The organism is Vibrio sp. ABG19 (assembly GCF_029962385.1).
Lineage (GTDB): Bacteria > Pseudomonadota > Gammaproteobacteria > Enterobacterales > Vibrionaceae > Vibrio > Vibrio ostreae.
The window spans coordinates 1,120,409-1,134,425 of record NZ_CP071707.1 but is presented as its reverse complement, the minus strand read 5'-3'; the positions used below and the strand labels follow the sequence as shown (position 1 = coordinate 1,134,425).

The 14,017-nt window shown below is 48.1% G+C and carries 10 protein-coding genes; 5 read left to right on the top strand and 5 right to left on the bottom strand.

Features of this window, described 5'->3' with window-relative positions:
* Positions 1 to 186: 186 nt before the first annotated feature.
* Both J0X00_RS05150 and J0X00_RS05145 read right to left on the bottom strand, forming a co-directional pair.
* The gene (locus J0X00_RS05150; protein ID WP_282476530.1) at positions 187 to 1,380 is read right to left on the bottom strand and encodes an ISL3 family transposase; all 1,194 of its coding nucleotides are present in this window, start codon (positions 1,378 to 1,380) and stop codon (positions 187 to 189) included.
* Between the two features lie 162 nt (positions 1,381 to 1,542).
* Entirely contained in the window at positions 1,543 to 2,811 is a 1,269-nt protein-coding gene (locus J0X00_RS05145) for an aromatic ring-hydroxylating dioxygenase subunit alpha (protein WP_136485708.1), read from the bottom strand.
* A gap of 309 nt (positions 2,812 to 3,120) precedes the next feature.
* Here J0X00_RS05145 and J0X00_RS05140 point away from each other — a divergent pair, with 309 nt between their 5' ends.
* The 5 genes from J0X00_RS05140 to J0X00_RS05120 all read left to right on the top strand — a co-directional run bounded on the left by J0X00_RS05140 (position 3,121) and on the right by J0X00_RS05120 (position 10,708).
* Complete coding sequence (locus J0X00_RS05140; protein ID WP_322972677.1) at positions 3,121 to 4,257, top strand: hybrid-cluster NAD(P)-dependent oxidoreductase; 1,137 nt, start codon at positions 3,121 to 3,123, stop codon at positions 4,255 to 4,257.
* A gap of 439 nt (positions 4,258 to 4,696) precedes the next feature.
* The gene (locus J0X00_RS05135) at positions 4,697 to 5,581 is read left to right on the top strand and encodes a formate dehydrogenase accessory sulfurtransferase FdhD (protein ID WP_282476529.1); all 885 of its coding nucleotides are present in this window, start codon (positions 4,697 to 4,699) and stop codon (positions 5,579 to 5,581) included.
* Positions 5,582 to 5,594: 13 nt separating this feature from the next.
* Positions 5,595 to 7,904 (top strand): FdhF/YdeP family oxidoreductase, encoded by a 2,310-nt coding sequence (locus tag J0X00_RS05130; protein ID WP_218561947.1) that lies wholly within the window; start codon positions 5,595 to 5,597, stop codon positions 7,902 to 7,904.
* Between the two features lie 244 nt (positions 7,905 to 8,148).
* Positions 8,149 to 8,475: a cupin domain-containing protein gene (locus J0X00_RS05125; RefSeq protein WP_206208409.1), complete on the top strand. Its 327-nt coding sequence runs from the start codon at positions 8,149 to 8,151 to the stop codon at positions 8,473 to 8,475.
* Between the two features lie 403 nt (positions 8,476 to 8,878).
* Positions 8,879 to 10,708 carry a GGDEF domain-containing protein gene (locus J0X00_RS05120; RefSeq protein ID WP_282476528.1) on the top strand — a complete coding sequence of 610 codons (1,830 nt, stop codon included), beginning with the start codon at positions 8,879 to 8,881 and terminating at the stop codon, positions 10,706 to 10,708.
* 81 nt (positions 10,709 to 10,789) lie between these two features.
* Here J0X00_RS05120 and J0X00_RS05115 read toward each other — a convergent pair whose 3' ends face one another.
* The 3 genes from J0X00_RS05115 to J0X00_RS05105 form a co-directional block, all read right to left on the bottom strand.
* Positions 10,790 to 11,584 carry an EAL domain-containing protein gene (locus J0X00_RS05115; protein WP_282476527.1) on the bottom strand — a complete coding sequence of 265 codons (795 nt, stop codon included), beginning with the start codon at positions 11,582 to 11,584 and terminating at the stop codon, positions 10,790 to 10,792.
* 259 nt (positions 11,585 to 11,843) lie between these two features.
* Positions 11,844 to 12,632 carry a lipase gene (locus J0X00_RS05110; protein ID WP_282476526.1) on the bottom strand — a complete coding sequence of 263 codons (789 nt, stop codon included), beginning with the start codon at positions 12,630 to 12,632 and terminating at the stop codon, positions 11,844 to 11,846.
* Positions 12,633 to 12,804: 172 nt separating this feature from the next.
* On the bottom strand, positions 12,805 to 13,440 hold the full coding sequence (locus tag J0X00_RS05105) for a hypothetical protein (RefSeq protein WP_136485723.1): 636 nt from the start codon (positions 13,438 to 13,440) through the stop codon (positions 12,805 to 12,807).
* Between the last annotated feature and the right edge of the window lie 577 nt (positions 13,441 to 14,017).

Genomic DNA, 14,017 nt, shown 5'->3' with positions numbered 1-14,017 from the left:
TTTCTGCCACGTCGCTTTATGTCGTGCTTTCCCCTCATCCCATTTCCTTATCAACCGTGACCTTGTAAAACACGCCACAACTGTTTTTTATCCAGTGATAACCTTGAGTAAATAGCGCTGAGGGAACAGAGCTGGGGCATATAGTTGGGTGTCTGTGCTGCTGATTTTGGCGGGCTTTAAAAAGGTTCATCGCGGCTTTCCGGGGAAAGCCGCTTTTATCTTTAAAAAAAAGTAATCGATATCTCGGTAACTGTAGCCCATTCGTTTGATTAACTTTATCTTGTTGTTTATCCCTTCGAGCGTACAGGTATTGAGTGGGTAGCTTGCAGAAGCAACGATGCCATGAAGATACGGTTTGAGCTTTCTCGCGAAGTCCATAAGCGGCTTGATCCCGCTTTCTTGAACTTGCTCCCACCATACGTCCCATAAGTCTTCCGCTTCTCTTTCCGACTGACACCTCCATAACTCTTTAAGCTGAGAGCCAAGTAAATACGTCACCATTAAGTCCTTGTTTATGCTCAGTATCTCACTCAGATAGCTCTCCTGCTTACCGTCTAAATTAGCTCTGTTTTTGAGGAGAACCCAGCGTGAACGTTTCACCCATTGGCGCGTTTTCTTGTCCTGTTTGAGTTGATTAGCTTGGTCAACTCTGACTCTATCCATCACTTCCCGGCCAAATTTGGCGACCACGTGGAATAAGTCGTACACAATGCGGGCGTTAGGACAATGTTGCTGCACTTCAAAGTCGAAAGCCGTATTCATATCCATTGCAACCGCTTCTATGTTCTGGCTATGCTCACCGAGTAATTCAAAGAAGGGACGGATATCTTTTCGGCTGCGTCCGACGCCTATCCAAAGCACTTGATGCGTCTTAGCATCCGCGATAACAGTGGCATAACGATGTCCCTTGAAGAGAGCAAACTCATCCATGACCAGTTGTCTCAGCTCTGCCCAGTTAACCTCTGGCACCACATGTTGCAGCCGACGCTTATCTATCGCCTTAATCGTATGCCAATGAACCCCCGTCATCTGGGCAATATGTTTGATAGGAAGAAGAGGCAACAACTGCTCAATGTAACTTCTTAAGCGGTTAGTCAGGCGAGCAAAAGGTTCAAGCCAAGAAATAGATTCGGTTTTGATACCGCAGTCAGGGCACTTGATACGCCTTGTTTGTAGGGATAGCTCGACGGGTACGCCGAGAATCATCGCTTCCTTAATCGTGCGCCACTGATAATCATGTATGGCTTGAACATGTTGCCCACATGAACATCGAGCAGTTGTGCTGGGTTGGAGAGTAATCGTGATGAGAGAAGACGTTTGTACAGACTTTACGACATGAAAGCCTTCCCAGAACGATGATAGGAAAGTATGATTCGGCATGAAAACGGTAGTTTGTGTAAGGTTGTGTTTGGCGATGTAACCTTATCACTTACTACCGTTTTTGTTTTAAGTTCCCGCTAATCCGCGATGAACCTTTAAAAAGCTGCAGATAAAACAAGGCCTCGCATAGCGAGGCCTCAATATTATCCTGACAAGCTAGGTTTATTTGCCATCCAGGTTGGTCAGGATGCGGTCTGAATACCAGTTCAGGAAGTCGATAACGCCAAACTCGTAAGTTTTCGAGTAAGGACCTGGCTGGTAACTCAGAGAGTTGATACCACGTTGGTTTTCTTCGCCCAGAATACGGTCCTGGTCATTGGTTGCATCCCAAACCTGGCGCAGACGCTCTGGATCGTAATCCACGCCTTCTACTGCATCTTTATGCACGAACCATTTGGTGGTAACCATAGATTCCTGAGCAGAGATAGGCAGTACGCGGAATACGATGAAGTGGTCGCTCTGCATGTGGTTCCATGAGTTAGGAAGGTGCAGAATACGCAGTGAACCAAGGTGACGGTTCTGGATACGACCCAGGGTCTTAGCACTACCCTGAGAGCCGTCGATGGTCATGACTTGAGTGCCTTCTTTCAGTGGCATACGGACCAAACGGTTGCGTTTACCAAAGTTTTTATGCTCGTGCGGAATGTTTTCGTCATCCCACTCTTTAGCCATGCGGGCACAGTAGTCAAGGAACTCTTGAGATGCTCGTGGGTCAGTCGTGTCATCCCACTCCAGCAGTGTGTTCAGCAGCTCAGGGTGGCTACCGGCACAGTGGTAACATTCGCGATTATTCTCGAGAACCAGTTTCCAGTTCGCTTTTTCATACATGTTAGACTCAACAGCCAGTTTGGTGTTCTCAACGTCGTAAGGAGCCATGTATTCGTCAAGCGTTGCCAGGAATTCATCGAAGTCTGAATCCGGAGCGTTTTCGCCCAGACAAACGAAGATGAAGCCGCCTGCGGTTTTACAGTGAACTGAACGCAGTTTGTGGTCGCCGATGTTAAAGTCGTCGCCCATTTCTGTACCTGCGTACAGAAGGTTACCTTTGGTATTGTAAGTCCATTGGTGGTAAGGACATACCAAGTTGGCAACTTTGCCGCGGTGTTCTGTACAGATACGAGAACCACGGTGACGACACGAGTTATGGAAGGCGTTTACTGAACCATCAGCATCACGCACAATCAGAACTGGGCTTTGAGCAATTTCAACGGTGAAGTAATCGCCTTTTCCTGGAATTTCGCTTGTCATACCGACAAACAGCCACTCTTTGTGGAAGATTTCTTCAACATCAATACGGAACAAGAACGGGTCGTTATACAACGGACGTGGGAGTGAGTAATCCGGTTTACGGTCACTCAGTAGCTTGGTCATTTCAGTGCGAGCCATGTCCAGGTTCGCGTAGCTGATATTTAATAAGTCGTTTTGTGTCATTGCTACTGTCTTCTTCTCGGAATTGTGGGTAATACGCCCGAGTAGGGCTTCCTTGCTAATGACCCAACTCCAGCCCAAAACAACAGGGAGCGAGTATGTGTCTGACCGTATCCTGCATCAATGTAAAAACCAGCAATAGTCTATTCACGACATTAAATGATGCTGTTTGAGACAAGCCTGAAAAAAAGCCGAAATTGGTGACTTTTTTAGACAACCCAGTGTCGTAAACGGATAACTGCCTATTACGTTATGGCTAAACAATACAGCCAACCCCAAGGAGGGATAATAACTATTCAAACCGTTGCGGAGATGCCGGACATGACTACTACGAATAATGCACTCGCCACCAATGGCGCTTTTATACCCGTTACGACACAGACTTGGAGCAACGGCCGACACGTCGTCAGGTGTGTAAAGACGATTCAGGAGACGTGGGATACTAAAACCTTCTGTTTCATGGCTGAACAGCCAATTATGTTCTTCTTCAAACCAGGTCAGTTCGTGACGCTGGAATTAGAGATTGGCGGAGAGCAAATCTTCCGCTCTTATACGATCTCCAGTTCGCCATCCGTACCTTACAGCTTCTCAATCACAGTAAAACGTGTTCCAGGTGGTTTCGTTTCAAACTGGATTCATGACAACATGGATGTGGGCACTGAGCTTGCAGTGCATGGTCCGGTTGGTGCGTTTAACAGTATTGATTTCCCGTCAGAAAAAGTTCTGCTTCTATCTGGTGGTGTTGGTATTACCCCTTTGATGTCGATGGCTCGCTGGGCTTACGACACCAATACCGATGTTGATGTTGCTTTCGTACACAGTGCACGTACTCCACGTGACCTGATCTTCCATCGTGAACTGGAGTTCATGTCATCTCGTATCTCTAACTTCCATTTGCATTTGATTTGTGAGCGTCTGGAATCTGGCCAAAACTGGTCGGGTTACCGCGGTTATCTTGATGAAGCAAAACTGAAGATGATGGCTCCGGATTTTATGGAGCGCGAAGTGTTCTGTTGTGGTCCGACACCGTACATGAGAGCGGTCAAGAGCATGCTGGAAAACCTGGGTTTTGACATGGATCGCTACCATGAAGAAGCGTTCGGTCCAACTCCTGAGGCAGTCGAAGAGCAGGTTGTTCACGATGCAGAAATGGCGGCTGAAGAGGCGGATGCTATTCTGCCAAGTGACATGATTGAAGTCGTGTTTACTAATAGCGACAAATGTGTACAAATCGCCCCGGGTGAAACGGTTCATGCAGCTGCCGCTAAAGCGGGTCTTACTATCCCGAAAGCGTGTGGTATGGGTATCTGTGGTACCTGTAAAGTTAAAAAGGTCAGCGGTAGCGTCGAAATGGCTCACAACGGTGGTATCACCGATGAGGATGTCGAAGACGGATACATCTTGTCTTGCTGTAGTATTCCAAACGACAACGTTGTTGTTGAATACTAAGCAAAGTCATAGACACTGAGTCATGATAAACACCCGGTTGCAGCAATGTAGCTGGGTGTTTCAATAATGAAATGTTAATTTATAATTATGACTTTTATTGCATACTTAGTGCTAATGTGACGCAATCTGCACCGATATAGCTAAAATAACGTGAAATATTAATATAAAACAACATGATCGCAGAATATGGGTGACTTGACCCGATTTAGGGTGAAGAGTAATTTCCGCTATCTGTGTCATATACAGTTCTCGCTCTTAACCATTAGTCCATTAACCATTAGTCCACGGGTATGAATACCTGATTGTTTTGTCCGGGGATTCGTGTTTAGAGTTTATCGACAGCAACCTGCGGACTATAGTTACCTGAGGACTATGGTTACCTACGGACTATGGTTACGTACGGACTATGGTTAAAGGACGTTGACCAGTAATTAGAATCATGCCGGAAAAAACTGCCAATTCATCTCGTCGCACATCGTCGGATGGAATAAGTCGTGTTTATCGCCAGCGTTTCGATCATGAAACCGGACTGCACATCGAACACGATCCTCTTGCTATCGAAGAACCATTGCAGATCAGTTTGCAGTGGCAGGATCCTGACTCGAAAAAACGGCATAGTGAAGAGTGGAGTGTCACTATGCGCACGCCGGGTGACGACGCTCATTTAATCCGTGGTTTGCTGTACTCACAGCAGGTGATTATGCATTTTGATCAGATTCTGGCGATCGAGCTGGCCGATGATGAGGCGTGTAATGCTGAAAATCACTGGTTAGTGACGCTGGATCATGCTCAGGCTCACGCGATGGATAATCAGACCCGGCGTTATATCAGCCAGTCGAGTTGTGGTGTTTGCGGGGTAACTTCAATGCGGGCGCTCAGTCTGCAAAGAGAAATCAGCGTAGACAACAGCGTTGAATGGCTTGATGTTGCCACGGTTAGCGCCATGCCGGAACTACTGTCTGCTCAGCAGCCTTTATTTGCGGCAACAGGCGCGGTGCATGGTGCCGGTTACTTCGCTGACGGTAAGCTGATTGCTGTCGCTGAAGATGTCGGCAGACATAATGCGGTGGATAAACTGATCGGCAGACTGATGCATCAACAGCTGTTGCAGCCGCAGGGGATTCTGGTTTTGAGTGGTCGGGTCAGCTTTGAACTCATGCAAAAGGCTGCCATAGCGGGCATCGCTGTGGTAGTGGCAGTGGGCGCACCGTCACGTTTAGCGGTTGATATGGCGCGCCAATTTGATATGACACTTATCGGCTTTACCAAACGCCACCGGTTCAATATTTACCACGGGCATACCCGGTTGCGGTCAGTGAAATAGTGAGAAGAATACTATGAGCATTAAACAATACACAGGATCAGCCGGCGGATGGGGCGCTTTGAAAAGTACTGCGCAACATCTGTTTAAAAGTAATAACGTCGCAAAAAACATCTCTAACTTGCTCAAGACTAACCAGGATCACGGATTCGACTGTCCCGGATGTGCCTGGGGAGAAAAACATGAACCGGGCCGCTTTCGTTTCTGTGAAAACGGAGCTAAGGCGGTCAACTGGGAAGCGACTTCTCGCCGTGTCGGCGCTGATTTCTTCCAGCAATATTCAGTGAGCTGGCTCAATAAACAGAGCGATTATTTCCTCGAATATCAGGGGCGTCTGGCAGAGCCGATGCGCTACAATGCGCAGACCGATCACTATGAACCTGTCAGTTGGGATGAAGCGTTTGAGTTAATTGCCCGCCATCTCAACAGCCTGGATGACCCAAACCAGGCTGAGTTCTACACTTCAGGTCGTGCCAGTAACGAAGCCGCCTTCTTATACCAGTTATTTGCCCGACGTTTCGGTACCAATAATTTCCCGGACTGTTCCAACATGTGTCATGAAGCGACCGGTGTTGCTTTGTCACGCACCATAGGTATCGGTAAAGGGACCGTAACCATTGATGACTTTGAAAAAGCCGATGCGATCTTCCTGTTTGGTCAAAATCCGGGAACGAACCACCCGCGTATGCTGGAAACCCTGGCCGCTGCGTATAAGCGTGGCGCTCGCGTGGTGGCATTCAATAATCTCAAAGAGCGTGGCCTGGAGCGTTTTACCAATCCGCAAAGTCCGTTTGAAATGCTGAGTAACGGTTCAACGCCGACCACCAGCCACTATTTTATGCCTAAATTGGGCGGTGATATGGCCGTGGTTCGCGGTTTGGTCAAGATCCTGCTGGCCCGTCATGAACAGGCCCAGACCCGCGGCGAGTCCTTGTTTGATCTCGATTTCATCGCTCAGCATACCGAAGGGATGGATGCTTATCTTGAAATGGTAAAAGCGACTCCATGGGAGACGATCCTGGAGCAATCCGGTCTGACCCAGAACGATCTCGAAGCGGCGGCTGATATTTATCAGGGAGCCAAGCGCGTTATCGTGACCTGGGCCATGGGGGTTACCCAGCATAAGCATTCGGTTGCGACCATTCAGGAGTTGGTGAATCTGCAACTGCTGTTTGGTCATTTAGGCGAGAACGGGGCAGGTTTGTGTCCGGTGCGCGGCCACTCGAATGTTCAGGGTGACCGCACTGTGGGGATTAACGAGAAACCACCTGCGTTGCTGCTGGAGAATATCGAAAAAGTGTTCGGCTTTGTACCACCGAAAGAGCATGGTCACAATGTTGTTAATGCTTTGCAGGCATTACATCGTGGTGACAGCAAGGTCTTTATTGGGCTGGGAGGTAACCTGGTTGCTGCCGCTCCTGACACCGACCGAGTGGCCGAAGCGATGCGTAACAGCAATTTGACGGTAAATATTGCCACCAAGCTTAACCGCAGCCACGTTAATCCGGGTAAAGACTCTCTGATTCTGCCTTGTCTTGGCCGCACGGATATCGACATGCAAGCCGCTGGCCCGCAGAAAGTGACCGTTGAGGACTCGTTCTCTATGGTGCATGCATCATCAGGTCGTGTGGATATGGCCGGCGAACAGATGCGATCTGAGCCTGCGATCATCGCCGGTATCGCTAAGGCTACGCTGGGTGAAAATAATCCGGTAAACTGGCAGTCGATGGCGGACAATTACGACAATATCCGTGATCTGATTGAGCGTGTTATTCCCGGCTTCCAAGACTTCAACCAGCGCATTGAAGGCCCGGGAGGGTTCTATCTCGGTAACTCGGCTCGTGACCATAACTGGAAAACGCCGAGTGGCAAAGCTCAAATCAGCACCAATGCGTTGCCGCAGTCGATTGTTCCGTTAAACACGGCGGCAATGACTAAGAAGCCGGTATTCGTGTTGCAGACCATGCGTTCACACGATCAGTACAACACGACAGTGTATGGTATGAATGACCGTTACCGTGGCGTATATGGTGAACGTAATATTATCTTTATGAATGAGAAAGACATTGAACAACAGGGCTTTAAAGCCGGTGACTTGGTTGATGTTCAAACCTTGTGGACTGACAACACCAAACGGGAAATTTTTGGCTTCAAGATTGTTGCTTACAACATTCCGCAAGGTAACGTCGCGGCTTATTTCCCTGAAGCGAATGCGTTGATTCCGCTCGACAGTAAGGGGGATTTCAGTGATACCCCGACCTCAAAATCAATCGCAGTGCTGATAACACCAACCAAAGTCGCGCCGTTACTGGCCACCGCACAGTAAATCGTCAGATGATAAAACCCACTTCACCGTGGGTTTTATTTTTTCCTGCGACCCCCTTCCTACTGGAAGCTGCAGCGGTGTTGGCTCCATTCGTTCACCCCAATCACCGCATTCACATCGTCTATCATGCTCATGAGGATTCACTCATTTACCGCCACCTGTAACTCCAGGTAGTTTGGGTATATGCTGAGTAAATGCCAGCCTTTTCAGTAAGGTTTCTACTCGAAGTCCGCATCTGGAGATCTTGATGAACATTTTTGCAGATATTCCCGACCAACTACCTGAAGAGCAATTTACCAACTTATGCCGCGGGCAAAATATGCGTATTGAGCGTATTGTTTCTCACGGCCACACTTCACCCACGCAAGGCTGGTACGATCAGGATGCAGATGAATGGGTGATCGTCCTGTCCGGACATGCCAGGCTCGAATTTGAAAATGGTGGTATGCAGGAGTTAAGTGCCGGTGATTACATCAATATTCCTGCTCATGTTCGTCATCGGGTCGCTTATACTGACCCCGATGAAATCACTGTATGGCTGGCGGTATTTTATCTGGCCGTCGAGTCGTGAATCTTTACCGGTTTGGTAGAGCGTGATACGGATTAAGTGACATTGTCACGCAATGCGTACTATGATTTTCATGCCAGAGTAACCGTTGGGGCTGGAATGCCGAGGGAATCTGTTTATAGTATGTTATGCGACTAAAATTCACTAATTGGCGGTGAAAGTGTGCTTAAAAGATGCGAAATAGCGAAGGTAGCCAATAAAATCATATCGGTTTTATCGTATGAGCCGATATAATGATGCCTCATAACTCATATAACTCGTTAGATCTGGACCATAAGCCGTGATCGCTTTATTACCGCATCAAACTTTTTACACAGCATTATCAACCCTTTGGTACCCGGACTCTGTCCACCACCAACAGGGCATTAACGCGTGTTCGCAGCCTGGCAAGTTACTGGTCAGATTAATGACCTGCCTGCTGTTGCTCGTCTGCACACCTCTGTTTGCTCACTCTCATTTAGTGTTACAGGACAGCAGTGCCAGATCGATAAACCTGAGTGGTAAAGCGCAATATTTTTACGATGCCTCAGGGCTGCTTTCAATTGATCAGATTCGCCAGATACCGCAACAGTTTATCGATACCAGGGATACTCAGGAAATGAATTTTGGTTATCTCACCGGAGCAGTATGGATCAAACTAGAGGTTCAATCGGAGTTAAGCCGACAAGAAAACTGGGTGTTTGAGTTTCAGCATGCCTATTTAAACAATGTCGATGCTTATTACGTGACGAACGGCAAAGTGCAGTCTTTCCATGCCGGACGTTATGTGCCTATTGACCAATGGCCTTTGGCGGATCGCAAACCGGCTTTTCCGATTATCTTTACTCCGCAACAAAACGTCACTATCTATATGCGCGGTAAAGGCAACGCAGCGTTGGCAATGGGCGTCGAACTGGTTGATCAGCAGGCTTACGCCAGATCCAGTAATCTCAATCTGATATTGTTGTCGCTCTACTATGGAGCCTTGGTTGCGCTTGGCTGTTACAACCTGCTGTTATTTTTCGGAATGCGACAGCGTATCTTTCTGCTTTACGCCAGTTTTGTCCTGACCTTTGCACTAGCTGCTGCGAGCATGAATGGCATTGCCAATTTGTTGCTGTGGCCGCAAGCCGCGGAAGCAGCAGATAAAGTGCTGCCAACCGGTTTCAGTATTTCCGCGACCCTGGCTGTCATGTTTGCACGTCGCTTTCTCAGTCTGGACAGCTATGCTCCACGTTGGGATAAGCTGTTGCAAGCGGTGACAGTGTTGTGGGGGGGATGTGTGTGTGCCACCATGCTGGTTAACAGCCAGACTGCGATTGAAATCATGTCTGTACAGGCGGTACTAACGACCATCACGCTATTGTCTGCCGGTGTTGCTGCGGTGCGTTTGCATGTTCCGGCGGCCCGGTTATTTGTGCTGGCCTGGAGTCTGCTGCTGGTGGGAACGTCCTTACTTTCTATTCGCAATACCGGTTTGATCCCATCTAACTTTTTCACTGTGTTTAGTATGCAGATTGGCTCTGTGGTTGAGATGCTGTTGCTCTCTTTTGCCTTGGCCGCAAAATTTAACGATATGAAACGACAAAAAGAGCGCGCGCAAGCTGAACTACTGAAAACCCTTACTGAGCAAGAAAAAGTGCTGGAGACCCGGGTCGTGGAACGCACTACAGAACTGGAGCAGGCGAAACGGCAACTGGAAGTGTTTGTGACCCGAGACAGCCTGACCGGTGTACTCAACCGACGGGGCCTGGATCGCTGTTTTGACCAGATGAAACTGCGCTTTAACCGCCCCGGCCATACCATTGCCGTTATGCTGATTGATTTGGATGAATTCAAGCCGGTCAATGACCAGTTCGGGCACCAGGCTGGCGATATACTGCTGCGCGAAATAGCGCAGCGGATGCAAAGCCTGCTCGGGACCACGGCGTGTCTGGGGCGTCTTGGCGGCGATGAGTTTGTGGTTATGATTGACGGAGACGAGATTGAATCACTTGCCGCACTGCAGGTTAAAGGTCGGCAGCTCCTGGAATCGATGGCCCGGCCGGTTTTTGTGGCGCCTGATGTGGAAGTCCAGGTTAAAGCCAGTATTGGTATTTATTACTGTCAAATCGCTAATCATCAGTTTTCGTCTGCTCTGCGAAATGCCGATATGGCGATGTATCAGGTTAAGCATCGCAGCAAAAATGATATTCAGCTAATTAGCGATAACGATAACGATGGCGAGGGAATGGTTTTACCTGAGCAAAACGCCTGATTTCTGCTCAGGCATTTTTTGTGTTTCAGCTGGCTTTGTTCACTTACTTAGTGACGGTCGTGTGTCAAGGTATTACGGAGCCTACTGGCCAACAGCAAGTGCAATACGCTGATTGATTGCTTCCGGCAGGCCAAGGTAATACCCCTGATAGCCACAGAGAGCAAGTGCAGTCATTGCCTGAAATTGTTGCTCTGTTTCAATGCCTTCCGCTATGACGATGGCATGATGGTTCCGGGCGGTTTGCACGGCACTCAGCAGTGGCGACTGTATGCCCGCCATATAATCGACCAGTAACTGCCTATCCAGTTTGATAATGTCCGGGTTGAGCAGCTCCACGCGTTCGGCTGTTGATGCATTACAACCAAAGTCATCGATCGCTATCTGATATCCGAGATTCGACAGCCATTGAGCGGTAGTTTGTAAACGCTGCTCGTTGTCCGAATCGACTTCAATGAATTCCATCACTATCTGCGAGGGGCTCAGTCCTAATCCCTTTACCTTGTGCGTCAGATCTTTGTGATGCTGCTGTTGCTGAATGGATGAGCCGCTGAGTGGTAAGGTATTCAAAAATAATTTGCCCGATCGGTGTGACGATATAGCGAAGTTGTGGAGGTGCAACATGCGGCTCAGATATTCGATGTTCAATTTATCAGCCAGTGAAACGCGTTCAGAGTGGAAAAACAGATCCGGTCTGAGAGCAGAGCCATCGGGCAGGTAGATTCGTAGCAGAGCTTCGACCCCGATAACCAGATTATGACGGGTCACAATCGGCTGAAAGACGCTTTGTAAAGTGATGTGACGATAATGCGCAATGTAGTGGCCGTCTTCGCAGTAGGACAGGTATTGTTTAAGTGGCGCATCGCTAGGGCTAATCATACTGCTGTTTTTGAATCCTTACTTACTCACGCACGCTTCGTTTTGCCTAGCATAGGGAGGGCTCAGGCGGTTGTTTAGTTTGTGAGTGTCGTTCACTGCTTTTGAACAGTTAATGTTTAATAACTCATCATTAAACAGTTGCTTAGTTGCATTTTTATGAAAATGACACATAAATTGATGAAACGACAGGAGCGCAAGATAGCTACTGTTTGTCAAAGAAATTACTGCTTGTCAAAGAAATCACTGTTTGTCGAAGAAATTACCGCTCGTCGAAGAAATCTTTATTGCGGATATAACGGCTCATTAAATGGTATGAGAACGGGCGGATTAACCACGACACCAGCGAACGGCCGAGGCGGATAAAGGTCGGGGTGTTTTCGTAAATTTTGCCGTTATGCAGCCACAACATCTTGCCGACGTGCCAGTAGTACAAAGGAATCGGCGGTAAAAAAGTGACAATATCGAGGTCGCAGCAAACCCGGTAGGTACGATTGGCCAATTGATAGCGTTGATAGAAACGGTAGCCGCCGATAGCGGGCTGACCAAAGGTGACGATGCGTTTGATCGAGAGCGGATAGCGGGTTTCCAGCATATCCGCCAGAACGCATCCGATGGCGCCACCGGAAGAGTGGCCGGTTATGGTTATCCGTTTGCCTTGCTCTATCAGCGGGACCACATAGCTGAGCAGACGCTCAAATACCGACAGACCGAGTTTATCCTTGTTATAGCCAGGCTGGCTTTCCTGACACATCAAATAATGAAAACCGGCATGGATCGGATAGTTGAGCCCTAAATGGCGGGTGTGTTTTTTCCACATGGCCAGGTTAAGTAACCAGTCTGCGACAGAGTGAGAACCTTTGATGACGACAATCGCTTCTTCATCCCGCTTACTCCACAGCACTCGCATCATGATTTTACCGTGCCGGTTGTAAATGATCCGTTGTCCGTTCGGATCAAACCCATAATTGGTCTGTTTGAACACCCGTGGATAGGCAAGGTTACACAGAACGGCGTAGCGTTCATATTGATAGCGCTTGAGGCTTTTCACTTTGCTTCGGCGATAATGACAGTTCGACTCACTATGCGTGACAAGTGTGAAACTTGTGTGAAAGATGCCACCTCCGGGGCGGCGGTCTCACGGGCAAACCTGACTTCACAGTAAACAGAATGCTAACAGAAACACGGATACTAATCGTGGCACCTGAGGACGTAACGCACGGTTACGCCCATTGGAGCACTGCATATAGCTGGATATATTTTCTCACCAGTTGCTGGTTATTTGAGCGCTTGAGAGGATGACCAAACTTTACGTAACAGGGGCTGATATTGAAATGGTGATCTAAAGCCTGGGTCAGTTGTGATTCGCTCTCATATAAAGTAATGCCCTGCGCGCTGTACTCGTCTATTTCATCGGGCAGTTGACCCGTCCACCAGTGCAGCAGTTCCCGGCTGCGATGGCTGCGGCTTATCCAATGGTCGGTCAACAGCAACAGCAGATCATTTGGCTGAATGGCGAAAGCATACTCCTGTTTCCACTGAATGATGTCGTGCATGAGTTTGTCACGACAGGTTTTTCCTGCGCTGACCATGTGATGAGTCAGAACCCAGACCGTGCCTGCGTCGCTGCTGATGCGGTAGTGATGTGGCTGGTCGGTCTGGAGTACAGACTCAATCGGCGCATAATCACACTGGTGACCGAATTCGGTCAGGGTGCGTGCCAGCCTTCGCGCGAAGGCCAGTCCCAGATGATGCTCACTCATTCCCTGATTGTGAATCGTCGGGTAGTGCTTTTCACACAGCTTTAAACAGTCTGTCTGGAACTCATTGACACTTTGGGTAAGAATGTCCAGTAACAAGTAGTTGTTCTCCTTTACGAAAGCACAGCTAGACTACCACAGTTCCGTATAGTCAATAGTGACAATCCATCACTTCTTGATCTTTTGCCGCTTTATCCATTGTGCTGTAAAGCGTTTGATTGATAATTGACCGACTCGTTGTTATTCCAGATGGGCTATGTGCCATGAGTGAGCCATCCAAAAGCCAACTCTGGTGTCGTAAGGTCAGCTCCCTTAAATCATACTGACGCCTGATAAAGACGCTCACGTCATAACGAAAAATGTGCACACAGAGTTTCACATTATCATTGTTTGTCAGAGTTTGTTACAAATAACCAACCTGGTTTCATCAAAGTAAAGACACATGATACGAATGATGGCGAGGCGATGAAAAAATCAGCGGCAATGAATTAAGTCTATCATTTTGAAATAAAAAGTGATTTCATGGTGTGGTGCGATGGCCCTTTTACTTCAAATAAATTGAACGACTACATCAAAGTACCTGTCTATTCGTGAGCCTAATATTCAGAAATACTCTGTTGCGAATATGTTGTAGTTCACTGATTGGGCTATTTTATTCTGATTACCAGTAAAGAGA